The following is a 26580-nucleotide window of genomic DNA, read 5'->3' as shown; positions in this document are numbered from 1 at the left end:
AGAGAGCAGAGGTAGGACGAGAATGCGAGTACGTCGTTTCGGCGCCCTCATCGGGGCGGGGATGGCGCTGTCGCTGGCGCTCAGCGCGTGCGGCAGTGACACCGAGAAGACCGAGGCCAAGACGGTCGTCCAGAAGGCCAAGGACGACAAGAAGCTGACCATCGGCATCAAGTTCGACCAGCCGGCGCTCGGCCTGAAGAAGCCCGACGGCAGTTTCGACGGTTTCGACGTCGACGTCGCCAAGTACATCGCCAAGTCGCTCGGCGTCCCCGAGAACGGCATCACGTTCAAGGAGACGACCTCCGCCAACCGCGAGTCGTTCCTCGGCGGCGGGCAGGTCGACCTCGTGGTCGCCACCTACTCCATCACCGACGCGCGCAAGTCGCAGGTGACCTTCGGCGGGCCGTACTACGTCGCCCACCAGGACACGATGGTCAAGGCCGACAACGGCAGCATCAAGAAGGCCACCGACCTCAAGGGCAAGAAGCTCTGCAAGGCGGCCGGGTCCAACTCCTTCCGCCGCATCACCGAGGGCCCGCCGGACGGCAAGCTGAACATCAAGGGCGTCACGCTCGTGGACGCCTCCAGCTACTCCGAGTGCGTGAGCAAGCTGAAGTCCGGCGCCCTGGACGCGGTCAGCACCGACGACCTGATCCTGGCCGGCTTCGCCAACCAGCAGAAGGGCTCCTTCAAGGTCATCAACGACCCCTTCACCGACGAGAAGTACGGCGTCGGCCTCAAGAAGGGCGACACCGAGACCTGCGAGGCCGTCAACAAGGCCGTCGCCCAGATGTACTCCGACGGCACGGCCAAGACCCTGCTGGAGAAGCACTTCGCGGGCACCGGGCTCAAGCTCGTCACGACCGCCCCGCAGATGGAAGGCTGCGCCTGACCCAGGGCCTCGACTGACGCCCGTCACGCCGGCGCGTCCCCGACAGACATCGCCCGGGGGCGCGCCGGCATGGCCTGACACCCGCTGGAACGTGATGAAACAGCTGAGCAATGTTTGACTTCAGCCCGTTCTTCGACAACTTCGACGAGATCCTCCAGGGATTCTGGGCGACCCTGCGCCTCGCGGCCGCCGCGGCGGTGCTCTCCCTGATCATCGGGACCTTTCTGGCGAGCTTCCGGGTCTCGCCGGTTCCGGTGCTCCGCGCGTTCGGCACGGGCTACGTCAACATCGTGCGCAACACGCCCCTCACCCTGGTGCTGCTGATGTGCAGCCTGGGCCTGAACGACATCCTCGCGCTGAAGTTCTCCGAGAACTCCTCGACGACCTACTACTGGTGGGCGGTCCTCGGCCTGTCGGCCTACACCGGGGCCTTCGTGTGCGAGACCCTGCGCTCGGGCATCAACACCGTCCCGCTGGGCCAGGCCGAGGCCGCCCGTTCGATCGGGCTGACCTTCACCCAGTCCCTCCGCATGATCATCCTGCCGCAGGCGTTCCGGGCGATCATCGCCCCGCTGGGCAGCGTGCTGATCGCGATGATCAAGAACACGACGGTGGCCGCGGCCGCGAGCTACGCCGAGGTCGCGCTGGTCACCAAGACCATCATCGACAAGCCCACGTTCGCCAACGGGGTCATCCCCCTCTTCCTCGGCGTGTCGATCGGCTTCCTGATCCTCACCCTGCCCACCGGATACTTCTTCGGCTGGCTCGCCAAGCGGATGGCGGTGGCGCGATGAGCAAGGAAGCGACCGTTCTCTTCGACATCCCCGGCCCCCGGGCCAGGGCGCGCAACGCGCTCCTGACCGCCGTCGCGTCGATCGTGCTCGCCGCCGTCCTGGCCGCGCTGATCTGGCGCCTCAGCGACAAGGGCCAGTTCGAGGAGAAGCTCTGGACGCCGTTCCTGAAGTGGACGGTGTGGAGGCACCTGCTCCTGCCCGGCCTGATCAACACGCTGAAGGCCGCCGCCCTCGCCACGGTGCTGGCCCTGCTGTTCGGCGTCGTGTTCGGGCTGGCACGGCTGTCGGACCACTGGTGGGTCCGCGTCCCGGCCGGCGCCGTGGTGGAGTTCTTCCGCGGCATCCCGCTGCTGATCCTGATCTTCCTGGCGTTCTTCGTCCCCAACAAGATCAGCCCCGCCATCGCCGAGTCGCAGTTCGGCACCCTGCAGCGGGTGTCGGTGGACTACTTCTTCTCGATCTTCGGGGTGGAGATCAACGCCGGGACGGTCACCGTGCCCGCGTTCGCCGCGGTCGTGTTCGGCCTGACGATGTACAACGGCTCCGTGCTCGCCGAGGTGGTGCGCGCGGGCGTCCTGTCGATCCCGAAGGGGCAGTCGGAGGCCGCCTACTCCATCGGGCTCCGCAAGAACGGCGTCATGCGGCTGGTGCTGCTGCCGCAGGCCATCACGGTGATGATGCCGGCGATCGTGAGCCAGATCGTCGTCCTGCTCAAGGACACCGCGCTCGGGTTCATCATCGCCTACGGCGAGTTCCTGCAGGCCGGCTTCAAGCAGGTGCCGGCGAACTACAGCAACAACGTGCTGCAGGCCGGCATCGTCGTCGCGGTCATCTACATCGCGATCAACATGTCGCTGAGCCGTGTGGCCACCTGGCTGGAGGGACGCAGCCGCCGCAGCCGCAAGACCGAGGCCAAGACCATGGGTTCGGGCGGCCCGCCCCCCGTGGCCGGGGTCGGGGTGACCCAGCAGACCATCTGACGGTCCGCTCGTCCGCGAAGGGCGCCGCCGGTTCCGGCGGCGCCCTTCGCCGTCCCACCGGGGGCGAACCCCTGTGTTACCGGCGGGTTTCCAGGCCAAGAGCTTGTATCTTTCCGACCTCAAACGGCCCGTCATGGCCCCAACCGATCCCCGTATGCGGGACGATTCCTGTTATGACCGCTCGTGCGACCCTTCCCTACGGCTCATGGCCTTCACCCATCTCTGCGGCCGATGTCGCCCGCGCCCGGCTGCGCCTCAGCTTCCCCACCGTCATGGGCGACGACGTGTGGTGGCAGGAGACGCGACCCGAGGAGGGCGGACGGGCCACGGTCATCCATCTGAAGGACGGTCATCGCACCGAACTGCTGCAGGCGCCGTGGGATGCGCGTACCCGCGTCCACGAGTACGGCGGGCGGTCGTACCTGCCGATCCGCACCGGGGCGGGCTGGTCGGTCGTGTTCTCCAATTACGAGGACCAGCGGCTGCACCGCCTCGACGAGGGCGACCCGAAGCCGTACCCGCTGACGCCCGAGCCGGCCGTCCCGGCGGGATTGCGGTACGCCGACTACGTCCTTTCCCCGGACGGGACTGAGGTCTGGTGCGTCTGCGAGGGCCACATCGCCGAGCCGGCGGGCCCCGAGGATGAGCAGAGCGCGGACGAGCAGCCCGCCACGGGCATCCGGCGCGCCATCGTCGCCGTCCCGCTGGACGGCAGCGCCGCAGGGGACGCCGGCGCGATCCGCGAGCTGGTGTCGGGCGCGCAGTTCTACGCGGGCCCTGTGGCGTCCCCTGGCGGAGGGCACCTGGCGTGGGTCCAGTGGAACCACCCCCGCATGCCGTGGGACGGCACCGAGGTGCGCGTGGCGGCGATCGAGGACGGCGAGGTGGTCGCTCCCCGCACGGTGAAGGGCGGTCTCACCGAGTCCGCCCTGGCGCCGTTGTGGCGCGACGACGAGTCCCTGTACGTGATCTCCGACTGGCCCGGCTGGTGGAACATCTACCAGGTCGGCCTGCACGGGGAGTCCGCCCAGGCGCTCTACCCGGCCGAGGAGGAGTTCGCCGCGCCGCTGTGGCAGCTCGGCGGCATGCCGTACGCGCTGCTCGGCGACGGGCGCCTCGCCGTCCTGCACGGCGAGGGCGACATGCGGCTCGGCGTCTACGACACCGACACCCTCGACCTCGTCGACCTGGAGGTCCCCTACGAGCACTGGGCGCCGCAGCTGTCCACGGACGGCACGACGATCGTGGGGATCGCCGGCGGCCCGGACCTGCCCGCGTCGGTGGTGCGCGTCGACACCACGACCGGGCGCGTCGAGGGGCTGCGCCGGGAGCGGGCCGAGCTGCCCGACGTCGCGTACCTGTCCAGGCCGCGCGCCGAGCAGCTGGAGGGGCCGTTCGGGCGTCCCGTCCACGCCTACGTGTTCCCGCCGACCAACCCTGAGGCGGCCGGGCCGGACGACGAGCTGCCGCCCTACGTCGTGTTCGTGCACGGCGGGCCCACCGGGCGGGTGTCCACGGTCCTCGACATGGAGCGCGCGTACTTCACCAGCCGCGGCATCGGCGTGATCGACGTCAACTACGGCGGATCGGCCGGCTACGGCCGCGCCTACCGGGAGCGGCTGCGCCGCCAGTGGGGCGTGGTCGACGTCGAGGACGCCGTCGCCGCCGCCCGTGCCCTCGTCGACGGCGGCATCGCCGACCCGGCGCGGCTGGCGATCCGCGGCGGCTCGGCCGGCGGCTGGACGACACTCGCGGCGATCACGCAGACCGACGTGTTCAAGGCCGCCACGTCCTACTTCGGGATCAGCGACCTGCAGCGCTTCGCCGAGAGCACCCACGACTTCGAGTCCCACTACCTGTTCGGCCTCATCGGCCCCCTCCCCGGGTTCGAGCGCGCCTACGAGGAGCGCTCGCCTATCAACCGCGCCGACCGGACGGCCTGCCCCGTCCTGCTCCTGCAGGGTCTGAGCGACCCGATCGTGCCGCCGGACCAGTCCGAGCGGTTCGCGCAGGCGCTGGCCGAGAAGAAGATGCCGTACGCCTACCTCACCTTCGAGGGCGAGTCGCACGGCTTCCGCAAGGCCGACACGGTCATCCGCTGCCTGGAGGCGGAGCTGGCGTTCTACGGCCAGACCCTCGGGTTCGAGCCGCGCGGCGTCGAACCCGTCAACCTCACGATCGGCTGATCAGGGGACGATGTAGGAGGAGATGTCGAGCAGCGTGTGGTCGGCTCGGAAGAACGACACCGTGTCTCCTGAGGTGTTGTTCAGGAAGCCGGCCGTCAGGCCGTTGTAGAAGGCGTCGGGACGGTTCGTGCCTGGGCCGACGTAGACGCGCAGCAGGCTTCCCGGCGGGATCACGTATCCAGAGCCGATCCGCATCAGGTTGCTCGCCTGGTCGCGCAGGTAGCCGCCGCTCACGTCGACCGGCCTGGACGTCGTGTTCCGCAGCACCACGTGCTCGCTCTTCTCCGGCTGTGCGTCGTCGCCGCCCGGGTCGGGGAAGACGCTGTCGATGACGACGCCGTTCGCGCCGGGGAAGGGCGTCCGGCCGTCCAGGATCCGCCGCGTCGTGGCGGGGAAGTTCGTCGCGAGCCAGTCGTAGCCCTGGTTCGCCCCCATGGACACCTCGGCCGGGCTGTCCACCGGGTCGCTGAACACCTTCAGCCCCTTGTCGTGCGCACGCCTGACATCGCCGGCACTGGTCGCCCTGGGATGCGCGTACACGCTGACCGTCCAGCCCGCCAGCCCGGCCAGCTCGTCGTCGGAGAGCATCGCGCCCCCGGTCAGGTAGGAGAGCTGCACCTTGGGCGCGGCCGCGTGGAACTCCTTGAGCGCCGCCTGGTCGCGCGAGTGGACCTGCACCCGGTAGGCCCCCGACTTGAGCGTCCCGCCGTCGGTGACTCCGGCCGCGTTCAGCTCCTCGGCGAGGAGCGTGGCGATCCCGGGGCTGTTGTCGGGCGCCTTCAGTTCCAGGCTGAGCCCGGTCCCCCTGTCCCTGGCGGCGAGCAGCTCCTTCAAGGTGGGCACCCGCTGGCCCGCGTACCGGGCGTCGAACCAGGACCCGGCGTCCAGCCTCTTGATCTCGGCCAGCGTGAACTGGCCCACCCTCCACGGCGCCCGGTCGGGGAAGACCTGCTCCACGTCGGTGGTCCGGGCGAGCGTGTCGTCGTGCAGGAGCACGATCTGCTTGTCGGCCGTGAGCTGCACGTCGCCTTCCAGCACGTCCGCCCGGTCGCGGACCCCGTCGCGGTAGGACGCGAGCGTCTCCTCGGGGGCCTGCCCCGGCGACCCGCGATGCCCGACGATCACCGCGTGCGTCCGCTTCCCCGCGGCCTGCGGCGCGGCCTGGGCGCTGCCCGCGAAGGCGACGGCCGCCAGCACGGCCCCGCACCCGATCATGGCGATCCTGTTCACGAGATCCTCCCGCCTGGAAATGACTTGATCATCACCGCGGAAGCTTGCGAACACCAGACCAACCGCTTAATTTCCCCCGAACCCCGATAAACCGCCCGGTCGCTCGTTCACGCCGGTCAGCGGGCGAACTCGATCGCCCGGGACTCCCGGACGACGGTGACCCGGATCTGGCCGGGATAGGTCAGCTCGTCCTCGACCTGCTTGGCGATGTCGCGGGCGATCACCTGTGCCTGGATGTCGTCGACCGCGTCGGGCTTCACCATCACCCGGATCTCGCGGCCCGCCTGCATCGCGAAGACCTTCTCCACGCCCTCGTGCCTGTCGCGGGCGATCTCCTCCAGCCGTTCCAGCCGCTTGACGTAGGCCTCCAGCGACTCGCGGCGCGCCCCCGGCCGGCTACCGCTCACCGCGTCGGCGGCCTGGGTGAGCACGGCCTCCACGGTCCGGACCTCGACCTCGTTGTGGTGCGCCTCGATCGCGTGGACGACGTCCTCGTGCTCGCCGTAGCGGCGGGCGATCTCGGCGCCGATCAGCGCGTGGCTGCCCTCCACCTCGTGCGTGAGCGCCTTGCCGATGTCGTGCAGCAGCGTGCACCGCTTCGCGACCTCCACCGGCAGCCGCAGCTCGCCCGCCATGATGCCCGCGATGTGCGCGGACTCGATCAGGTGCTTGAGCACGTTCTGCCCGTAGGACGTCCGGTACCGCAGCTGCCCGAGCAGCGCGATGAGCTCCGGGTGCATGTCGGCGATGCCGACCTCGACCAGGGCGTCCTCGCCGGCGCGGACGCACAGCTGCTCGACGTCGCTGCGGCTGCGCTCGTAGATCTCCTCGATCCGCTGGGGGTGGATCCGGCCGTCCAGGACGAGCTTCTCCAGCGTCAGCCGCCCGACCTCGCGCCGCACGGGATCGAAGCAGCTCAGCAGCACCGCCTCGGGCGTGTCGTCGATGATGAGGTTCACGCCCGTGGTCGTCTCGAAGGCGCGGATGTTGCGCCCCTCGCGGCCGATGATGCGGCCCTTCATCTCATCGCTCGGCAGGTGCAGGACCGACACCACCGACTCGGCCGTCTGCTCGCTGGCGACCCGCTGGATCGCCAGTGTCACGATCTTGCGGGCGCGCTTGTCGCCCTCCGCCTTCGCCGCGTTCTCGATCTCCCGCACGATCGGGATGGACTCCCGTTTCGCCTGGTTCTCGATCGCCGCGACCAGTTCGCCCTTGGCTTGCTCGGCGGTCAGCCCGGCCGCCTGCTCCAGGACCTTGCGCCGCTCGTCGGCGACGCCGTCGAGCTCCCGCCCGCGGGCCTCCAGCTCCTTCTTGGTCTCGGCGAGCCGTCCCTGCCACTCCTCCAGGCGGCGCACCTCGGCGTCCAGCCGCTGCTCCCGCTCCGCGAGGCGCGCCTCCCGGCGCTCCAGGTCCTCCCGGACGGTGCGGAGGTCGTCCCGCAGGGTCCGGCCTTCCTCGTCGAGCTCCGCGCGTCCGGTGGCGGTGGCCTGCTGCGCCTCCCGCTCGGCCTTGTCCAGGGCGGCCCGCGCGTCCTTCGCGGCCTTCGCCCTGATCTCGTCCGCCTCGCCCTGCGCCCGGGCCATCTCGGCCGCGGCCCTGCCGGGCGTGCCGGGACGCCGTACCAGGACGATCACGAGAGCGACCAGGGTCACCAGCAGCGCTGCACCCAGCAGGACGCTCTCCATGAGGCAGATCCTTCCTCGCCGCGGGCCCGTCCGGAGTACGGGGCCCTGCCTAGCGAGGATTTACTCGCGCGCGCGGATGCACGACATCGCGGGACCGCGCAGCGGCGCGCCCCCGGCGACCCGGCCGAATCCGGTCGACGAACGTGTCCTTTATGCCTCTCAGCTGCTGGAACGTGCTCGGTCGTATGGCAATCCGCGAGACGCGGAGTAACTCCTCACTGCCGTAACGGTAAGCGGCACAGAGGTAATGAGCAAGCAAACGACCGGCATTCCGGACTAACCGAACGTCGACGTGACTCCTTCCTTACCGCCTCCCCTGACCCCCGGCCCCTGCTCCGACCTGCACCATCACGCCCCCGCCACAGCGCGGACCCGACCGCCCGCCGGCCGCCGTCCCCGCGACTCCGGCGTGTCGCCACCCGTCTCTCACGACAACGCCACATTGCCACCCCACCCCCCGGCTGCTACCCCACCGATCCGGCCCCCCGGCGCCGCTTCCCGTTTCGAACGCGACGGTTCGGTCGAGGGGACGGGATGGTCTCAGGTCGGTGCCTCTCGTCCAGGGACTCCTGACCACCGGTGGGAGGGGACCAGTCGGTGAGCGGGATAGGGAGGTCTTCCAGATCGACGTCCTCATCCGCCAGAGCTTCCCTCAACCACCTTGTGGGACGGGGCGGGTCAGTCAGTCGAGCGGCGCAGGGAGGACTTCCAGACCGGCGCCCTCTCGGCCAGGGACTCCTGACCACCGGTGGGACGGGGCGTGCCGGTCAGTCGAGCAGAGCGGGGAGGTCTCCCGGGTCGGCGCCCTCTTCGGCCAGAGCTTCCTTCACCGCCCCGTAGGAAGGGGCGGGCCTGTCAGTCGAGCGAGGCGGGGAGGTCTTCCAGATCGGCGCCCTCTTCGGCCAGGGCCTCCTTGACCACCCCGTAGGACAGGGAGGGCGAGTAGCCCTTGCGGGCGAGCATGCCGACCAGGCGGCGCATGCGTTTGGCGGGGTCGACGCCCCGGGTGGCGGGGAGCTTGCGGGTGACCAGGGCGCGGGCCGTCTGCTCCTCCTGGCCGGGGTCCAGGGTCTCCACCGCGTCGTTGACGGTCTCGCCGGGGACGCCGCGGCGGCGGAGTTCGGCGGCCAGGGCCCGCTTGGCCAGGCCTCGGCCGGCGTGCCTGGACTGGACCCATGCCTGGGCGAAGGCCTCGTCGTCGATGAGGCCGACGTCGGTGAAGCGGCTCAGCACGCGTTCGGCGACGTCCTCGGGGATGTGCTTGCGCCGCAGGGCGTCCGCCAGTTGGGCCCGCGTGCGGGGGGAGGAGGACAGGAGGCGCAGGCAGATCTCGCGGGCCCTCGCCTCAGGGTCGCTCTCGCGCGCGGCCGTCATGGGGAGCCGGTCCGCGCGGGGGCGGGAGCCGTGGGAGCGGCGGCGCCGTCGGGGAAGTTCCGGGCACCGGTCGTGCGGTGCCGGGTAGGGCGCCGCCGCCCTGCATACGAGATCATCGCTCACTCTTCGTCGAGAGTCACCCGTCTCAGGAGATTCCTTGTCAGGAGTCACCTGCCTTGGCGGCCTTGGCACCCCGCTTCGCGGCGGGGGCCTTGACCGGGGCGGGGGCGGAGGGCTCGGGCGCGGCGCCCGGAGCGGCGGCGGGCTCGGCCTCCTTGTCGACCTTCGGGCCGATGCCGAGCTTCTCCTTGATCTTCTTCTCGATGCCGTCGGCCAGGTCGGGGTTGGCCTTGAGGAAGTTGCGGGCGTTCTCCTTGCCCTGGCCGAGCTGGTCGCCGTCGTAGGTGTACCAGGCGCCGGACTTGCGGACGAAGCCGTGCTCCACGCCGAGGTCGATCAGGCCGCCCTCGCGGCTGATGCCCTGGCCGTAGAGGAGGTCGAAGTCGGCGACGCGGAACGGCGGGGCCATCTTGTTCTTGACGACCTTGACGCGGACGCGGTTGCCGACGGCCTCGGTGCCGTCCTTGAGCGTCTCGATGCGGCGGACGTCGAGGCGGACGGAGGCGTAGAACTTCAGCGCGCGGCCGCCGGTGGTGGTCTCCGGCGAGCCGAACATGACGCCGACCTTCTCGCGGAGCTGGTTGATGAACAGGACGGTGGTCTTGGTCTGGTTGATCGCCCCGGTGAGCTTGCGCAGGGCCTGCGACATGAGGCGGGCCTGGAGGCCGACGTGGCTGTCGCCCATCTCGCCCTCGATCTCGGCGCGGGGCACCAGCGCGGCGACGGAGTCGATGACGACGATGTCGATCGCGCCGGAGCGGATCAGCATGTCGGTGATCTCCAGGGCCTGCTCGCCGGTGTCGGGCTGCGAGACCAGCAGGGCGTCGATGTCGACGCCGAGCTTGGTGGCGTACTCGGGGTCGAGGGCGTGCTCGGCGTCGACGAAGGCGGCGATGCCGCCCTGCTTCTGGACGCTGGCGACGGCGTGGAGCGCGATGGAGGTCTTGCCGGACCCTTCGGGGCCGTACACCTCGACGACGCGGCCGCGCGGCAGGCCGCCGATGCCGAGGGCGATGTCGAGGGAGATCGCGCCGGTGGGGACCACCTCGACGGGGGCCCGCGCCTCCTCGCCCATCCGCATGACCGATCCCTTGCCGAACTGCCGCTCGATCTGGGCCAGTGCGGTCTCGAGAGCCTTCTCCCGGTCGTTCGCTGCCATTGAGATGTCCTTCTCGTTGAGATGTGTCGGCTCTCGGCCGCTGCTTGCGATGTCGAGGGCGACGTTACGGCGGGCCACCGACACTTTCACCCCCGGCGCGGTCCGAGGACGTCGCCGCGGGGCGGGGCCAGCTTACCGAACATTCGTTCGATCATCGTCCCGCCCACCGATTTGCGGTGGAATCTCCGTGCGATCGATGGTCCCGACCCCGTAACCTGGCGGAGTTGACGGAGGGTTCCAATCATGACGCTGACCGTCCTCTTCTGCGTCGATCCGCTCCATCCCCGGCGCGTTGACCCCCACTTCGCCCGCGAGGCGGCCGCCGTGCGGGACCACTACGGCGAGATCGCCCTGATCGACCACGACGCGCTGCGCCGCGGGGACGTCGAGGACGCGGTCGACGCGGCGCCCTCCGACCTGGGCCCGGTCTGGTACCGCGGATGGATGCTCTCGGCGGAGGAGTACGGCGCGATGGCCGCCGCCCTGAAGCGGCGCGGAACGGTGCTCCTGACGCACCCGGACGACTACCGCCGCGCGCACGAGCTGCCGGGATGGCACGACACGTTCGCCGGGCTGACCCCGCACAGCGTGTGGCGGTCTCTCGGCACCGGCCAGGATCCCGGCCCCCTGAGCGAGCTGGGCGAGCTCGTCAAGCCGCTGCGCGGCGGGCCCGGTGTGGTCAAGGACTACGTGAAGTCGTGCAAGCACGAGTGGGAGGAGGCGTGCTTCGTCCCCGACCTGAAGAACCTCGCGCAGCTGCACGACATCGCGGCGAAGATGGTCGCGCTGCGCGACGACCATCTGGCCGGCGGTCTCGTCGTACGGGAGTTCGAGCAGTACGACGAGGAGGGCGAGGCGCGCGTGTGGTGGGTGGACGGCGAACCCGCGCTGGTCGGCCCGCACCCGGACAGCCCCGGCGTGGAGCTCGATCCGGATCTGGGCGCGGTGGCTCCCGCCGTCCGCGCGCTGGGCTGCCGGTTCATCACCACCGACCTGGCCCGCCGCACGGACGGCGCCTGGCGTGTCGTGGAGGTCGGCGACGGCCAGGTCAGCGACCTGCCGACGTCGGTGGACGCGATGGACCTCTACGCGCATCTCCCCGTGCCGGAATAACGTCCGCACGGGCGATGTGGTGTGATCGAACCGGATCGGGGTCTTCACCGTCTCATGACCTGTGGCCCTCGGCCGCCGATCGATCCCTGCGTGAGAAGGACGTGCTCTCTTGCCCCCTCAGGAGCCCACTCGCCGGCTCAGCTCCCGCGCCGTGAAGGTGGGGATGGTGAGCGCCCTGTCGTTGACCCTCGTCGCCTGCGGTTCCGGTTCGACGACGGCGAGATGCGTGGACCGTAACGCGCCCGCCAAAGGCAAGGGCGGGTACAAGGTCGTCCCGGACGGCAACTGCGACACCGGCGACATCGACGGCGGGTCCTCCACCTCCTACGGCCGCTACTTCTGGTACTACGGCGGGAAGAGCCGGTCCGGCTTCGTGTCCGGCGGCAGCCAGTACCGGCCCGAGGGAAAGATCAAGTCGAGTGGCGGGCGGACGCTGAGCCGGGGCGGGTTCGGCGGCGGCGGCCGGGGCGGGAGCTGACCCGTGCGCCGTGTCCGTTCCACCCCGCGTGAGGGCTGGGCGGAGAAGGTCGAGGCGCACGGCCTGGCCTTCCACCGCACCGCGCACCCCGAGCATCTGACCCGGCCGTACTGGGACGAGTCGGTGCACTACGTCTTCGACATGGACGAGGTACTGGCCCTAGAAGGCGTCGTCGAGGAACTGCACCGGATGTGCCTGGACGTGGTGGAGCACGTCGTGTCCACCGGTCGCTACCACGTCCTCGGCATCCCCGACTGGGTGGCGCCCCTGATCGAGGAGTCGTGGCGACGCGGCGACCCGCACCTGTACGGGCGGTTCGACCTGCGCTACGACGGCCAGGGGCCCGCCAAGCTCCTGGAGTACAACGCCGATACGCCGACCGCGCTGGTGGAGAGCGCCGTCGTCCAGTGGTACTGGCTCCAGGACACCCATCCCGAGGACGACCAGTGGAACTCCATCCATGAGCGGTTCGTGGCGCGCTGGAAGGAGATGGCGCCCACCGTGGACGGCGGGCCCGTCCACTTCGCCTGGACGACCGGTGACGAGACCGGCGAGGAGGTCATGACGATCGCCTACATGCAGGAGACCGCCGAGGAGGCGGGCCTGCCGGGTGTGGCGATCGCCATGGAGGACATCGGCTGGGACGCCGCGCGCGGGCGGTTCGTCGACCTCGACGAGCGGGAGATCGGGACGCTCTGCAAGCTCTACCCCTGGGAGTGGATCGTCGCCGAGCCGTTCGGGCGCAGCATCCCGGGGACGCCCACGTCCTGGATAGAGCCGATCTGGAAGATGGTGCTCTCCAACAAGGCGCTGCTCGTCCTGCTCTGGGAGCTGTTCCCGGGCCACCCCAATCTGCTGCCCACCTACCTCAACACCCCGTCGAACCTGACGTCCTATGTGCAGAAGCCGTTGCTCGGGCGGGAGGGCGCGAGCATGCGCATCGTCACGCCGGACGGTTCCGAGCAGCGGACCCAGGGCGACTACGGCGCGGAGGGGTACGTCTTCCAGGAGTTCTGCGCGCTGCCGGAGTTCGACGGCGAGCACCCCGTGCTCGGCGCGTGGGTGGTCCACGACGGGGCCGCCGGGATCGGTATCAGGGAGACGTCCGGACTCATCACCGACGACACGTCGTCGTTCGTCCCGCACCGCATCCCGTTGTAGCGGGACCCCTACTGCAGGGTCGCGGGGACGTCGAAGGTGGCGACGACGGCCTGCCAGACCTGCTTGGCGGACTCGCCGTCGGCGAGGGCCTGGTCGATGGTGCGGCCGCCGAGTTCGGCCATGACGTAGTCCTTGGCCACGCTCTCGGCATAGTGCTCGCCGAACTGCTGGTTCATCCGATCCCAGAAGAGTGTTAGCCGCACGTGTCCCACGCTATCCGACGGATGGTTCTCCCAAGGACCGCGTCACCTCGTCGGGGACCTCGGGGGTGCGGCCCTGGCGGTACTGGCGGTGCAGACCCGTCAGGTACCGTTCGACGCCTTCGATGACCCGGGCGGTCCGGTAGGAGGGGAAGACGTCGAACCCGTGCTGGGCGCCCTGCATCTCCGCATAGAGGACTGGCGAGCCGGAGACCTCCCGGAGCCGCTCGACGAACCGGCGGGCCTCGACCGCGGGGATGAGCGAGTCGCGGCTGCCGTGGATGACGAAGAAGGGTGGTGCGTCCTCGCGGAGGTAGGTGACCGGGGACGCCTTGGCGTACGTCTCCTGGTTCTCCGCGAAGGGCTGCTTGACGACCATCCGTTCCATGAGGCGGGTGGTGCCGAACGGGCGAGGAAAGGTGCCCGGCTCGAAGAAGTTGTAGAAGCCGTAGAACGGGACCGCGCCCTGGACGGTGGTGTCCGCGTCCTCGAAGCCCGGCTGGAACTCGGGGACGTTCGCGGTCAGCGCCACCATCGCGGTGAGGTGCCCGCCGGCCGAACCGCCGGTCACGCAGAGGAAGTCGGGGTCCGCCCCGTACTCCTCGGCGTGCTCCTTGTACCAGGCGACGAAGTGTTTCAGGTCGATCAGGTGCTCCGGCCAGGTGGCGCGCGGGCTGAGCCGGTAGTTGACGTTGAAGCCGGCCCATCCCTGCACGGCCATGTGGTTGAGCAGCGGCAGCCCCTGCTCGCGCTTGTCGCCGATCACCCAGGCTCCGCCGTGGATCTGCATGAGCCCCGGGCGCAGCTCCCCGTCCGCGCGTTCGCCGGCGGGGCGGAAGACGTCCAGTTTCAGGCGCAGGCGGCCCTCCTGCCGGTACACGACGTTGCGTTCGACCCGCACGCCCTTGCGGGGCACCAGGCACAGCGGGGGAACGATCAGGTGCCCGAGCGGGTAGCGCGGCGCGCCCTCCGGGTCCAGTTCGAGGGGAGCGCCGCTGTCGTGCAGGGTGACCACCGTCCGGCGGGAGGCAGCGAGGGTGGCCGCGACGCCCGCGATTCCGAGGACCGCCAGGACGAGCCCGGTCCAGCCCGCCCAGCCGTCCAGTCCCCCGAAGGCCGCGAGCAGGGCCGTGGCGGCGGCCCAGGCGACCAGGACGTGCGGCGCCAGTTCGATCGTGAGCCAGCCCACGAAGAAGCTCGCCGCCAGGAGGACGGGGCTGCGCCGCGGGGCGTACGCGTTGGCGGCCGTCAGGGCGAACAGGAGGCCCATGGCGAGGAGGACGTAAGACATCTATGACTCCCTTGCGGAGCGTTGGCCTGCCCGCTCCACCATGCCCATACAAGCGCTTGCTTACAATAGTTCATGTGGAGGACGCCCCCCACACCCCCCGTTCGCTCCGCTCATCCCTGTCTCCCGTGGGGGGACGACCCCCCACACCCCCCCGGCTCGCTCCGCTCATTTATGTGACGCGCGCCACGCCCGCGCATTCTGTCCGACCCGCGAGGCAGTATGGCGCCATGGGCGGTGACGTGCTCGAACGCTTCTCCCCGGCGACCCGCGCCTGGTTCACCGGGGCGTTCGCCGCACCCACCCCCGCGCAGGCCGGCGCCTGGGAGTCCGTCGCCGGCGGCGACAACACGCTGGTCGTGGCGCCGACCGGGTCCGGCAAGACCCTGGCGGCCTTCCTGTGGTCCCTCGACCGGCTCGGCACCGAAACCCTCCCCGAAGACCCGCTGCGCCGCTGCCGCGTCCTGTACGTGTCGCCGCTCAAGGCCCTCGCCGTGGACGTCGAGCGCAACCTGCGCGCCCCGCTGACCGGCATCCGCCACGCGGCGCGCCGCCTCGGCCTTCCCGAGCCGGACGTCCGCGTCGGGATGCGGTCGGGCGACACCCCGGCCGACGAGCGCCGCCGGCTGGCCGTCAGGCCGCCCGACATCCTGATCACGACCCCGGAGTCGCTGTTCCTGATCCTCACCTCGCGGGCGCGCGAGTCGCTGCGCGGGGTGGAGACCGTCATCGTCGACGAGGTGCACGCCGTGGCGGGCACCAAGCGCGGGGCGCATCTCGCGCTGTCCCTCGAACGGCTGGACGCGCTTCTGGAACGCCCCGCCCAGCGCATCGGCCTGTCGGCGACGGTACGTCCCGCGGACGAGGTGGCGGCGTTCCTGGGCGGGCCGAGGCCCGCCGCCGTCGTCCAGCCGCGTTCGGAGAAGGTGTTCGAACTCGACATCGTCGTCCCGGTGGAGGACATGGGCGAGGTCGGCCGGTTCGTCGACGACTCGGGGACGGCCGACCCCCGCCAGCGCAGCATCTGGCCCCACGTGGAAGACCGTCTGCTCGACCTCATCCAGGCGCATCGCTCGACGCTCGTGTTCGCCAACTCCCGGCGCCTGGCCGAGAGGCTGTGCGGGCGGCTGAACGAACTCGCCTACGAGCGCGCGGCCGGCGAATCCCTGCCCGAGGACCACTCCCCCGCGGCCGCGATGGCCCAGGCGGGTGCCGCCAAGGGGGCGCCCTCGGAGATCGCCAGGGCGCACCACGGCTCCGTCTCCAAGGAGGAGCGGGCCGGTATCGAGAACGCCCTGAAGGAGGGCCGCCTGCCCGCGGTCGTGGCGACGTCCAGCCTGGAACTGGGCATCGACATGGGCGCGGTGGACCTGGTCGTCCAGGTGGAGTCGCCGCCGTCGGTCGCCAACGGGCTCCAACGGGTCGGGCGCGCCGGCCACCAGGTCGGCGCCGTGTCCAAGGGCGTCATCTTCCCCAAGTACCGGGGCGACCTCGTGCAGACGGCCGTGGTGGCCGAACGCATGCGCGGCGGCGAGATCGAGGAGCTGCGCTACCCGCGCAACCCCCTCGACGTCCTCGCCCAGCAGATCGTCGCGATGGTCTCGATGGACGAGTGGACGGTCGACGACCTCGAATCCCTCGTCAAGCGGGCCGCCCCCTACGCCACGCTTCCCCGGTCGGCGCTGGAGGCGTCCCTGGACATGCTCGCCGGGCGCTACCCCAGTGACGAGTTCGGCGAGCTCCGCCCCCGCCTCGTCTGGGACCGCGTGACCGGCGTGCTGCGCGACCGTCCGGGCGCCCAGCGGCTCGCCGTGACCAGCGGTGGGACGATCCCCGACCGCGGCCTGTTCGGGGTGTTCCTCGTCGGCGAGAAGACGTCGCGCGTCGGTGAACTCGACGAGGAGATGGTGTACGAGTCGCGCGTGGGGGACGTGTTCGTCCTCGGTGCGAGCTCATGGCGGATCGAGGACATCACCCCCGACCGCGTACTCGTCTCCCCCGCGCCGGGCCAGCCCGGCAAGCTGCCGTTCTGGCACGGCGACACGCTGGGGCGTCCGGCCGAGCTGGGCCGCGCGCTCGGTACCTTCACCCGGGAGCTGGCCGAGCTCTCCCAGCAGGAGGCGCAGGCACGCGTCACCGCGTCGGGCCTGGACGACTGGGCCTCCGCCAACCTCGTCTCGTACCTGACCGAGCAGCGCGAGGCCACCGGTCACATCCCCGACGACCGGACGATGGTCGTCGAACGGTTCCGCGACGAACTCGGTGACTGGCGCATGGTCGTCCACTCGCCGCTGGGCGCGCGTGTGCACGCGCCCTGGGCGCTCGCCATCGCCGGTCGCCTGCGCGAGCGGTACGGCGTCGACGCGCAGGCCATGCACGCCGACGACGGCATCGTCATCCGCATACCGGACATGGACGAGCCACCCGGCCTCGACCTGGCCGTCTTCGACGCCGACGACATCGAGCGCGTCGTCGTCGACGAGCTGGGCGGCTCGGCGCTGTTCGCCGCCCGGTTCCGCGAGTGCGCGGCGCGCTCGCTGCTGCTCCCCCGCCGCCGCCCCGACAAGCGCATGCCCCTGTGGCAGCAGCGCCAGCGCGCCGCGCAGCTCCTGGCGGTGGCGAGCAAGTACCCGTCGTTCCCGATCGTGCTGGAGACCATGCGCGAGTGCCTGCAGGACGTGTTCGACGTCCCGGGCCTGGTCCAGCTCATGCGCGACATGTCCGGACGCAAGGTCCGCATGGTGGAGGTGGAGACCTCCGAGCCGTCCCCCTACGCGCGCTCCCTGCTGTTCCACTATGTCGGCGCGTTCATGTACGAGGGCGACTCGCCCCTGGCGGAGCGCCGCGCCCAGGCCCTCGCGCTCGACTCGGCGCTCCTCGCCGAACTGCTCGGCCAGGCCGATCTGCGCGAGCTGCTCGATCCCGACGCCGTCGCCGAGACCGAACGCGAGCTCCAGCGCCTCGCGGCCGACCGCCGTGCGCGCGACATGGAGGGCGTCGCCGATCTCCTGCGCGCCCTCGGCCCCCTGAGCACGGCGGAAGCCGCCGAGCGCACACTGCCCGCGGGCCTTGGCGCCCAACCGGACGAGAGCGCCGCCACGGCCGGTGACGCAGAGGCCGCCGCAGCGGGCGATCCCGTCCCGGGCGCGGTGCTCGTCCAGGTGTCGCGGTGGCTGGCGGAGCTGGAGGCGACGCGGCGGGCGATCCGGGTGCGGATCGCCGGGGAGGAGCGCTGGGCGGCGATCGAGGACGCCGGCCGCCTGCGGGACGCGCTCGGTGCGCCGCTGCCGGTGGGCGTCCCGGAGGCGTTCCTCGAACCGGTCGACGACCCGCTCGGCGACCTGGTCTCCCGGTACGCGCGCACGCACGGGCCGTTCCGGGCGGCCGAGGCCGCCGCGCGGTTCGGGCTGGGCGTCGCCGTGGTCGTCGAGACGCTGCGGCGGCTGTCGGGCGCGGGCCGGGTCGTCGAGGGCGAGTTCCTGCCGGTCGGGTCCGTGGCGGGCCCGCTGACGACCGAATGGTGCGACGGCGGCGTGCTGCGGATGCTGCGGCGGCGTTCCCTGGCGCGCCTGCGCGCCGAGGTCGAGCCGTCCCCGCCGGAGTCGCTCGGCCGGTTCCTGCCGGCCTGGCACGGCATCGCGGGCGGGTCGCGGCTGCGGGGCATCGACGCGCTCGTCCAGGCGATCGAGCAGTTGCAGGGCGCGGCGGTGCCCGCGTCCGCGCTGGAGTCGCTGGTCCTGCCGTCGCGGGTGCCCGGCTACTCCCCGGCCATGCTGGACGAGCTGACGTCGGCCGGCGAGGTCGTGTGGGCGGGCCAGGGAGGGCTGCCGGGCGGCGACGGCTGGGTGGCGCTGTACCTCGCCGACACCGCCCCGCTGCTCATGCCGGCCCCGGCCGAGATCACGCTCACGCCCGTGCACCAGGCCGCCCTCGACGCCCTCGGTGACGGAGGCGCGTTGTTCTTCCGCACGCTGTCCGACCGCGTGAACAAGCAGGCCGACGCGAACGACGCCGACCTCGTCACCGCCGTGTGGGACCTCGTCTGGGCCGGCCACCTCACCAACGACACCCTGGCCCCGCTGCGGTCCGCCCTCGGGTCGGGACGGCCGACGCACCGCTCCCGGACGACGCGGCGCGGACGTCCCGTCCTGCCGTCCCGGACGGGCCCGCCCACGGTCGCCGGGCGCTGGTGGCCGCTCCCCGAGCGCGAGCCCACCGCGACCCTGCGCTCGCACGCCCTCGCCGAGGCGCTCTTGGAGCGGTACGGCATCGTCATCCGCGGCGCCGTCGCGGCCGAACGCACCCCTGGCGGGTTCTCCGCCGTCTACCCGGTCCTGCGCGCGTTCGAGGAGACGGGGCGTTGCCGGCGGGGCTACTTCGTCGAGGGCCTCGGAGCCGCCCAGTTCGCGCTGCCGGGGGCCGTCGACCGCCTCCGCGCGCTCCGCCCGGCGGCCTCCGCACCGGACGACATCTCCGCCCTCTGGGAGGCGCCCCGCAAACCCGGGGTCCGCGCGCTCGTCCTGGCCGCGGCCGACCCCGCCAACCCCTACGGCGCCGCCCTACCCTGGCCGGAACGCGCCGACGAGGTCGCCAGCGGCCACAAGCCGGGCCGCAAGGCCGGCGCGCTCGTCGTGCTGGTCGAGGGACGCCTGGTCCTCTACGTCGAACGCGGCGGGCGGACGCTCCTGACCTGGGACGACGACCCGGACGTCCTGCAACCCGCCGTCGACGCCCTCGCCCTGTCCGTCCGCGAGGGGGCGCTCGGCAAGCTCACCGTGGAGCGCGCCGACGGCGAGGCGATCAGCGACTCCCCGCTGGCCGCCGCGCTGGAGTCGGCGGGCTTCCATCCCACGCCGCGCGGGCTGCGGCTGCGCTCCTGACCGTCCGGGGCCCGCAGGGCCACGGTCACGGCGGCGGCGCACACGAGCATGCCCAGGAGTGACGGCAGGGTGAGCGTGCTGCCGAACATCAGCCAGCCCCACAGCATCGTCGTGGGCGGCGTGAGATAGAGCAGGGCGGACACCCGGGCGACACCCGTCCGCCGGACGTTGACCCAGTACAGCCCGTAGCCGCCGAACATCGCCAGCACGACGAGGATGGCGATGGCCGTCCAGAACACGGGATCGGCCGGCGGGACCAGTGAGCCGTCCACACCGGCGAAGCCCGAGAACACCACCGCGCTCACGCCCGCCTGGACGGCCAGGGCCTCCGGAAGCTCCAGCGAGGGGCGTGTGCGACGTTCCACGAGGGTGGCGCCGACGAGGGAGAGCATCGCGGCGAACGGAAGCGCGTACGCCCAGGCCGGAGCGTCCGCGCTCAGGTCGCCGCCGACGACGAGCGCGACGCCGCCGAGCCCGGCGGCGAATCCGGCGAGCCGGCGGCGGCCGACGGGCTCGCCGAGCACGGGGCCGGCGAGCGCGACCGCGACGAGCGGCTGCAACGCCGTGATCAGGCTGTTGATCCCCTCCACCACGCCGAGCTCGGCGGCGAGGAACACGCCGGAGAGGTAGCCGACCTGTCCCAGCGTCCCGATCAGGGCGTGCAGGGCCAGGTCCCGGGGCGGGATCCGGCGCCGCCGCCACAGCAGCCACATCCCGAGCACGCCCGCACCGATGATGAACCGCCAGGCCAGCAGCGCGCTCGCCGGCGCGCCCCGCGTGCCGAGCTCGGCGCCGACGAACCCGGAGCTCCACATGACGACGAACGCGGCGCCCAGCAGGGCGTTCGATCGGCGGATGTCCACGATCCTCCCTTAGGTATACATACCGGTATACCTACAAGGTAACCACACCGGGATGTATACTTGAGGTCACCCTGCGGAAGGAGCCGCGATGCCCGTGCACGACCGGCCCCTCACCCCCGCCGCCCGGCGGGTCCTCCAGGTCGCGAGCGAGCTCTTCTACGAGCGCGGCATCGGCTCGGTCGGCATGGAGCTGATCGCCGCCGAGGCGGGCGTCACGAAGAAGACCGTCTACGACCGGTTCGGCTCCAAGGACGCGCTGATCCTGGCCTACCTGCGGGCCCGCGACGAGCGGTGGCGCGCCTTCACGACCGGCCGGCTCGCCGAGGTCGCGGGCGCCCGCGACCGGGTCCTCGCCACGTTCGACGCCCTCGGAGAGTGGCTGGCCACCGAGTCCGGGCGCGGCTGCTCGATGGTGAACGCCTGCGCCGAGCTGCCCGATCCGTCCCACCCCGTCCACGGGCTGGCCGCCGAGCAGAAGGCGTGGGTCCGCGCCCTCTACGCGGACCTGGTGGGCGACGGCGTGCTGGCCGACCAGCTGCTCATGCTGCACGAGGGGGCGGTCGTCGCGTTCAGCGTCGCGGGCGTCCGTGACGCGGCGGCCTCCGCCCGCGCCGCCGCCGAGGCGCTCGTCCCCCGGCGGCTCAGCGCCGCCGGCCCCTGAACATGGCGATCAGCCCGCGCAGGGCCCGCTCGTCCAGGGACCCGAACGGGTTGTCGTGGACGAGGTAGGTCCAGGTCGCCGAGGGCCGCTTCAGCCCGGCGGAGTCGAGGTCGACGCCGTCCTTCGAGGCGGTGAGGGCCTCGAAGGCGGCCGCGGACCGCTTCCGCGCGTCGGCCAGGAGCCGCTTGCCCGCCGGGACGGCCTCCCGGTTGAACTCGATCAGCGGGTCCAGGCCGCGGCCGAGCGACCGCAGGTGGATGCCCTCGCGCAGGTCGGCGAGGAACGCCAGGTGCTCGGCCCAGCAGCGGTCCAGCTGGTACAGGACGATCTGCCGCGCGGCGCCGGCCACCGCGTCCGCGCCCGCGATCGCGGTGAGCTCGGCGTGCCGCTCCGGGGCGTCGGCCGCCATGGCCCGGTCGGCGGCGTCGCCGTTCAGGACGGCGTCGCGCTCGGCGAGCACCTCCCGCCGCTGGAGCCCGATCAGGTGGTTGTACCGCCACGTGTTGCGGTGCAGTTCCAGGTCCACGCCCTCCGCGACGCGCTGGGCGTGGCCGACGATCCAGTGCGCGCCCTTGTCGGTGATGAGCCCCTCGTCGCCGGTGGACGCCTTCGACTCCTCGTCCGGCGCGTAGCGGGTGACGAGGTCGTCCTGGAGGCTGGTGAAGAACACTGAGCCGCCGGGGTCGCCCTGCCGTCCTGCCCGCCCCCTGAGCTGGTCGTCCAGGCGGCTGCTGTGGTAGCGGCCCGTCCCGATGACCAGCAGGCCGCCGGCCCGCGCGACCCGGTCGTGGTCGGTGCCGTCCCGCTCCGCCGGGGCCGTGCCCGGTGCGGACGGCGAGGGGCTGCCGCCCAGCCGGATGTCGGTGCCTCGGCCGGCCATCTGCGTGGAGACGGTGATCGCGCCGTGCGCGCCCGCCTCCGCGATGATCGCGGCCTCCTCGGCGTCGTTCTTGGCGTTGAGGACGACCCGGTCGAGCCCGGCGCGGGCCAGGCGGCGGGCGAGCCGCTCGGACTCGGCGACGTCGCCCGTCCCGACCAGCACCGGGCGGCCCCCGGCGTGCGCGGCGGCGATCTCCTCGACGATCGCGACCTCCTTGTCGGCGACGGTCGCGTAGAGGCGGTCCGGCTCGTCCTCGCGAACGCACGGCCGGTTCGGCGGGACGACCGCGATCCGCAGCGAGTAGAACTCGGTCAGCTGCCCGGCGACGGCCATCGCGGTGCCCGTCATGCCGCACCGGACGGGATAGCGCCCGATCAGCTCCTGCACGGTGATCGAGTCGAGGATCTCCCCGCTCGGGGAGGCGTCCAGTGCCTCCTTCGCCTCGACCGCCGCCTGCAGGCCGTCCGGCCAGCGCTGCAGCAGGGCGACCCGGCCCCGCGACTCGCTGACCAGCTTCACCGCGCCGTCCCGGACGATGTAGTCCACGTCGCGGTGCAGCAGGACCTCCGCGTGCAGGGCCACGTTCACCGCGGTGAGCACGGCGAGGTTCTCCGGCGCGTAGAGGTCGAGCCCGAGGACGCGTTCCACCTCGCGCGCCCCGGTGGCCGTGAGCTGGACGTTGCGCGCCTCGTCGTCGGTGGCGTAGTGCAGCCCGGGGCGCAGCCGGCGGACCAGGTCGGCGTGCTGCGGGTCGGCGCCGCCCGAGTCGTCGGCGCCCGCGAGCACGAGCGGGACCATGGCCTCGTCCACCAGCACCGAGTCGGCCTCGTCGATCAGCGCGACGGACGGCTCGGGCAGCACGCGGGCGGCGGCGCCGGTGGCGAGCCGGTCCCGGAGCAGATCGAACCCGACCTCGCTGACCGGCGCGTACGTCACGTCCGCCCGGTAGGCCTCGCGTCGCTCGGCGGGCGTGGACGACTGGCCGACCCAGCCGACGGTGACGCCCAGCATCGCGTAGAGCGGGCCCATCCACTCGGCGTCGCGCCGCGCCAGGTAGTCGTTGACCGACATGACGTGGACCCGGTGGCCGCGCAGCGCGTACCCGGCCGCCGCCAGGGCGCCCGCCAGGGTCTTGCCCTCGCCGGTCGCCATCTCGGCGACGTGCCCGGACAGCAGTGCGAGCGTCCCGACGAGCTGCACGTCGAAGGGCCGCTCCCCCAGCGCCCGGCGCGCGGCCTCCCGGCCGAGGGCGCACAGCTCCGCGAGGTCCTCCTTCTCGCGGAGGGCGGACGCGGCCGCGGTCAGCTCCGCGTCCGGCAGCTCCCGGACGCGGGACTCGCGCGTCGCCGCCTCGTCCACCAGGGCGCGCAGCGGCGCCAGATCGACGCTTCCGGGCTTCTGGACGAGGCGCCGCAGCCGGTCACGCAGCGCCATGACGTCCCCTCGGTTCGTCACTCACGGTTCCCCCAACGGGCGGGCAGGAGTCGGCGTTCCCATGATCTCAGCGCGGCCGCCCCGCGGATGTCCGGGGCGGGCCTCCGCTGGTGGTCTGACCTCGAATTCATTCCTTGGGCGGATCCCCTCCAGCCCTTTCGTTTGAGAGCATGGCTGCATCACGGGGTTTGCGGTGGCCAAGGGGAAAGCGTCACCGCGGAACGGGGTTTCGGCATGACACCTACGGCACGCAAGGCCGCCGCTCTCCGGCGCAAGCGTCAGATCATCAGCCAGACCGTCATCGACCGCGCGCTGAACGACCCCCGGCGTCATCCGGAGGTCGCCGTCGCGGCGGCGCCCGCCAAGTAGGGGAACGGACCACCGCGCGATCGGGAAGCGCCTCCGCCCGCCGGGCGGAGGCGCTTCCGCTTTCGCGGACGCGCCTTCCTACGATGCCCCCGCGGCCGAGAAGACGTCGTCGCGCGCCTGCTCCAGCGCCGCGTGCAGGGCGCCGCGCAGGACGGGGTCGCCCTTCACACCGGTGACGGCGACGGCGGGTCGGGTCGGGCTGATCCGGCCGACGATCGACTCGATGCGGGTGGCCAGCGGCCATCCGCCGGCCCGGCCGAGGCTTCCCGACAGCACCACGAGCCCCGGGTCCAGGACGATGTTGACCGAGGTCACGCCGTAGGAGATGCGGTCGGCGAGCTCGTCGAGGAACGCCCCGCCGCGGTCCTCGTCGTCGGCCGCCGCGCGGACGCAGTCCACGGCGGTCGGCTCGGTGAAGCCGTGCTCGTGCGCGAGGGCGCGGACCGCGTCCGCGCCCACCAGGGCCCCGTATCCGCCGGCGAGGGTGGGGATGCCCCAGGTCGTCGACTCGGTGACGCCCTCGTCCTGGGCGGCGCGCCGGGCGTCCCCGACCGGCAGCGGCGCCCCGGGGACGGGCAGGTAGCCGATCTCCCCCGCTCCGCCCCACCGCCCGCGGTGCAGCCGCCCGCCCAGCATCACCGACAGGCCCATGCCGCGGTCGAACCACATGAGCGCGAAGTCGTCGGCGTCGCGCGCCGCCCCGTAGGCCCGCTCGGCGATCGCGGCGAGGTTCACGTCGTTCTCGATGATCACGGGGCGGCGCAGGTCGGTGCGCAGCGCGGCGAGGACGCCCTCGTGCCAGGCGGGCAGGTCGAAGGAGAACTGGACGTCGCCGGAGCGCGGGTCGACGACGCCGGGCGTCCCGATGACGAACGCGCTCAGCTTCGACACCGCGACCTTGGCCGAGCGGCACGCCTTGACGACGGCGCTGTGCACCATCTTCACGGGATCGTCGGCGCCGTTCGGGTCCACGGTGACCTGGGCGACGATCTGCCCGGTGATGTCGGCGACGCCGGCCGTGACCCCGTCCGGCCCCACCTCCAGGCCCGCGACATACGCGCTGGACGGGACGACGGCGTAGAGCGCGGCGTTCGGGCCCCGTCCCCCGGCCTGCTCCCCCACCACCGAGACGAGCCCGCGCTCCTCCAGCCGGGACAGCAGCTGGGACGCGGTCACCTTCGACAACCCGGTGTGCTCGCCGATCTGCGCGCGGGTGAGCGGTCCCTGCCCGACGAGCAGGTCCAGTGCCGCGCGGTCGTTGAGCTCACGCAGCAGTCTCGGCGTTCCCGGGCGTCTTGCCATTCTGACCCCTGATGTCTCAATCCGCTAACGAGGAGTTTTGTTTAGGAAAGTTTCTTGTTAGTTTACGCCCAAGCGCCGACCGGCACGGTACCCCGGGTCGGGGGCGCGCCGCAGAGCGCGGACTGGCGAGCAGGGCGCCCGCGAGCGATGCGAACGCGAGAGGGGCATGGCTGGGACCCTAAAGGGTCCGCGCCGTCTCCACTCGCACCGCAGGCCACAAGGCCGCGCGAGGCGATGCCGGAAAGGAACCCCCAGTGAAGTACATGAAGGTTGCGGCCGTGACGGCCGCGATCGCCCTGGCCGCCACGGCCTGCGGCGGCGACAAGAAGGACGGCGACGCGGGCGACGGCAAGGACCCGGCGCAGCTGAAGGTCTGGATGATGGGCGACGGCACGCCCGAGCAGACCAAGTTCCTCGACGGGGTCGAGGCCGAGTTCAAGCAGAAGCACCCGAACACCGACGTCCAGGTCAAGTACGTGCCGTGGCCGCAGGTCGCCACGACGTTCCAGAAGGCGGCGGCCGGCGGCGAGGGGCCCGACGTCACCGAGCTCGGCAACACCGACGTCCAGTCCCACATCGAGCAGGGCAGCCTGGCCGACATCACCGACCAGTTCACGGGCTGGGCGGACGGCAAGACGCTGAACAAGACCGCGCTCGGCAACGACACCGCGGACGGCAAGACCTACGCGGTGCCGTGGTACGGGGGCGTCCGCGGCGTCTGGTACCGGACGGACTGGTTCCAGGAGCTCGGCATCCAGCCGCCGAAGACGTGGGCGGACCTGACCGCCGCCGCGAAGAAGGTGCAGGGCTCCAAGAAGGTCCCCGGCATCGGCATCCCGAGCGACCAGACCAACGCGCTGCTCAGCTTCGTGTGGGGCAACGCCGGCGAGGTCGCCGTCGACGACGGCAAGGGCGGCTTCAAGGGGCAGCTCGACCAGCCGCAGGCGGTCGAGGCGGTCAAGTACTACGCCGGGCTCGTCACCACCGAGAAGGTCGCCCCCGAGAAGTACGTCGGCAAGAACGAGCTGGAGGGCCCGCAGCGCGACTTCGCGCTCGGCAAGCTCGGCATGTACGTCGACGGCAGCTGGGCGCTCAAGGAGATGAAGAAGGTCTCCGAGAAGAACGCCGACAAGTGGGGCGTCTTCCCGATCCCGACCAAGACCGGCGGCAACGCCCCGGTCATGGCGGGCGGCTCCGACCTCGCGGTCTGGAACGACAGCAAGGCCAAGGGCGCGGCCTTCGACTACATCACGGTCCTGAACAACGCCAAGAACGCCAAGGGCTGGGCGGACTACAGCGGCTTCTCCTCCATGCGGTCGGACGTGAAGTTCTCCGACCCCAAGCTGGAGATCTTCACCTCGATCGCCGGCAACACCAAGTTCCCGCCGATCAGCGCGGGCTGGGGCGAGTTCGAGCAGGCCAAGAAGGTGCTGCCGAACGCGGTCAAGGCGATCATGCAGGGCAAGTCCGCCGAAGAGGAGATGAAGAAGGCGAACGAGCAGGCCAACACGCTGCTGAACCCCTAGTA

19 protein-coding genes and 1 pseudogene are annotated in these 26580 nt (G+C 71.7%); 11 read left to right on the top strand and 9 right to left on the bottom strand.

Annotated features, from left to right (window positions below; all coding sequences use genetic code 11):
- The first annotated feature begins 22 nt into the window (after positions 1 to 22).
- From BJ999_RS12985 to BJ999_RS12970, 4 genes are all read left to right on the top strand, one after another.
- Entirely contained in the window at positions 23 to 892 is an 870-nt protein-coding gene (locus BJ999_RS12985; RefSeq protein ID WP_179833529.1) for a glutamate ABC transporter substrate-binding protein, read from the top strand.
- Positions 893 to 1002: 110 nt separating this feature from the next.
- Entirely contained in the window at positions 1003 to 1686 is a 684-nt protein-coding gene (locus tag BJ999_RS12980) for an amino acid ABC transporter permease (protein ID WP_179833528.1), read from the top strand.
- Positions 1683 to 2666 (top strand): amino acid ABC transporter permease, encoded by a 984-nt coding sequence (locus BJ999_RS12975; RefSeq protein WP_179833527.1) that lies wholly within the window; start codon positions 1683 to 1685, stop codon positions 2664 to 2666. Before BJ999_RS12980 ends, BJ999_RS12975 begins: the two co-directional genes overlap by 4 nt.
- Positions 2667 to 2839: 173 nt before the next feature.
- Positions 2840 to 4852 (top strand): S9 family peptidase, encoded by a 2013-nt coding sequence (locus tag BJ999_RS12970; RefSeq protein WP_179833526.1) that lies wholly within the window; start codon positions 2840 to 2842, stop codon positions 4850 to 4852.
- Here the strand turns inward: BJ999_RS12970 and BJ999_RS12965 are convergent, their stop codons facing one another.
- From BJ999_RS12965 to recA, 4 genes are all read right to left on the bottom strand, one after another.
- A complete protein-coding gene (locus BJ999_RS12965; RefSeq protein WP_179833525.1) occupies positions 4853 to 6082 on the bottom strand; it encodes a glycerophosphodiester phosphodiesterase family protein in 1230 nt (409 codons plus the stop codon). It abuts the gene before it with no gap.
- A gap of 116 nt (positions 6083 to 6198) precedes the next feature.
- Positions 6199 to 7770, bottom strand: coding sequence for a ribonuclease Y (rny, locus tag BJ999_RS12960; RefSeq protein WP_179833524.1), 1572 nt, complete (start codon positions 7768 to 7770; stop codon positions 6199 to 6201).
- 855 nt (positions 7771 to 8625) lie between these two features.
- A complete protein-coding gene (locus tag BJ999_RS12955) occupies positions 8626 to 9144 on the bottom strand; it encodes a regulatory protein RecX (protein WP_179833523.1) in 519 nt (172 codons plus the stop codon).
- A 160-nt stretch (positions 9145 to 9304) separates the two neighbouring features.
- On the bottom strand, positions 9305 to 10423 hold the full coding sequence (gene recA / locus BJ999_RS12950; RefSeq protein WP_179833522.1) for a recombinase RecA: 1119 nt from the start codon (positions 10421 to 10423) through the stop codon (positions 9305 to 9307).
- 243 nt (positions 10424 to 10666) lie between these two features.
- Between recA and BJ999_RS12945 the strand changes: the two genes are divergently transcribed.
- The 3 genes from BJ999_RS12945 (at position 10667) to BJ999_RS12935 (ending at position 13175) form a co-directional block, all read left to right on the top strand.
- Positions 10667 to 11536 carry an ATP-grasp domain-containing protein gene (locus BJ999_RS12945; RefSeq protein ID WP_179833521.1) on the top strand — a complete coding sequence of 290 codons (870 nt, stop codon included), beginning with the start codon at positions 10667 to 10669 and terminating at the stop codon, positions 11534 to 11536.
- A 226-nt stretch (positions 11537 to 11762) separates the two neighbouring features.
- Positions 11763 to 12014 carry a hypothetical protein gene (locus BJ999_RS12940; RefSeq protein ID WP_229809874.1) on the top strand — a complete coding sequence of 84 codons (252 nt, stop codon included), beginning with the start codon at positions 11763 to 11765 and terminating at the stop codon, positions 12012 to 12014.
- A 3-nt stretch (positions 12015 to 12017) separates the two neighbouring features.
- On the top strand, positions 12018 to 13175 hold the full coding sequence (locus BJ999_RS12935; RefSeq protein ID WP_179833520.1) for a glutathionylspermidine synthase family protein: 1158 nt from the start codon (positions 12018 to 12020) through the stop codon (positions 13173 to 13175).
- Between the two features lie 8 nt (positions 13176 to 13183).
- Here BJ999_RS12935 and BJ999_RS12930 read toward each other — a convergent pair whose 3' ends face one another.
- Both BJ999_RS12930 and BJ999_RS12925 read right to left on the bottom strand, forming a co-directional pair.
- Positions 13184 to 13378, bottom strand: a complete 195-nt coding sequence (locus tag BJ999_RS12930; protein ID WP_179833519.1) for a DUF3046 domain-containing protein — start codon at positions 13376 to 13378, stop codon at positions 13184 to 13186.
- A gap of 10 nt (positions 13379 to 13388) precedes the next feature.
- Positions 13389 to 14666, bottom strand: a complete 1278-nt coding sequence (locus tag BJ999_RS12925; protein ID WP_179833518.1) for an alpha/beta hydrolase — start codon at positions 14664 to 14666, stop codon at positions 13389 to 13391.
- Between the two features lie 227 nt (positions 14667 to 14893).
- Between BJ999_RS12925 and BJ999_RS12920 the strand changes: the two genes are divergently transcribed.
- On the top strand, positions 14894 to 19543 hold the full coding sequence (locus BJ999_RS12920) for an Lhr family helicase (RefSeq protein WP_179833517.1): 4650 nt from the start codon (positions 14894 to 14896) through the stop codon (positions 19541 to 19543).
- Positions 19544 to 19620: 77 nt separating this feature from the next.
- Here the strand turns inward: BJ999_RS12920 and BJ999_RS12915 are convergent.
- Positions 19621 to 20358, bottom strand: a pseudogene (locus BJ999_RS12915) (DMT family transporter); the annotation flags it as partial.
- 136 nt (positions 20359 to 20494) lie between these two features.
- Here BJ999_RS12915 and BJ999_RS12910 point away from each other — a divergent pair.
- A complete protein-coding gene (locus BJ999_RS12910) occupies positions 20495 to 21067 on the top strand; it encodes a TetR/AcrR family transcriptional regulator (protein ID WP_179833516.1) in 573 nt (190 codons plus the stop codon).
- On the opposite strand, the gene secA2 is transcribed toward BJ999_RS12910, so the two are convergent.
- On the bottom strand, positions 21048 to 23381 hold the full coding sequence (gene secA2, locus BJ999_RS12905; protein ID WP_179838512.1) for an accessory Sec system translocase SecA2: 2334 nt from the start codon (positions 23379 to 23381) through the stop codon (positions 21048 to 21050). The two genes, BJ999_RS12910 and secA2, sit on opposite strands and share 20 nt — an antisense overlap.
- Positions 23382 to 23615: 234 nt before the next feature.
- On the opposite strand from secA2, the gene BJ999_RS42930 reads away from it, so the two are divergent.
- Positions 23616 to 23750: a hypothetical protein gene (locus BJ999_RS42930; protein WP_268247744.1), complete on the top strand. Its 135-nt coding sequence runs from the start codon at positions 23616 to 23618 to the stop codon at positions 23748 to 23750.
- A 78-nt stretch (positions 23751 to 23828) separates the two neighbouring features.
- Here the strand turns inward: BJ999_RS42930 and BJ999_RS12900 are convergent, their stop codons facing one another.
- The gene (locus tag BJ999_RS12900; protein WP_179833515.1) at positions 23829 to 25052 is read right to left on the bottom strand and encodes an ROK family transcriptional regulator; all 1224 of its coding nucleotides are present in this window, start codon (positions 25050 to 25052) and stop codon (positions 23829 to 23831) included.
- A 263-nt stretch (positions 25053 to 25315) separates the two neighbouring features.
- Here BJ999_RS12900 and BJ999_RS12895 point away from each other — a divergent pair, with 263 nt between their 5' ends.
- The gene (locus tag BJ999_RS12895) at positions 25316 to 26578 is read left to right on the top strand and encodes an extracellular solute-binding protein (protein ID WP_218935750.1); all 1263 of its coding nucleotides are present in this window, start codon (positions 25316 to 25318) and stop codon (positions 26576 to 26578) included.
- Positions 26579 to 26580 lie beyond the last annotated feature (2 nt).

The sequence above is a fragment of the Actinomadura citrea genome (assembly GCF_013409045.1).
GTDB classification, from domain to species: domain Bacteria; phylum Actinomycetota; class Actinomycetes; order Streptosporangiales; family Streptosporangiaceae; genus Spirillospora; species Spirillospora citrea.
This window is presented reverse-complemented; position numbering and strand designations above follow the sequence as displayed.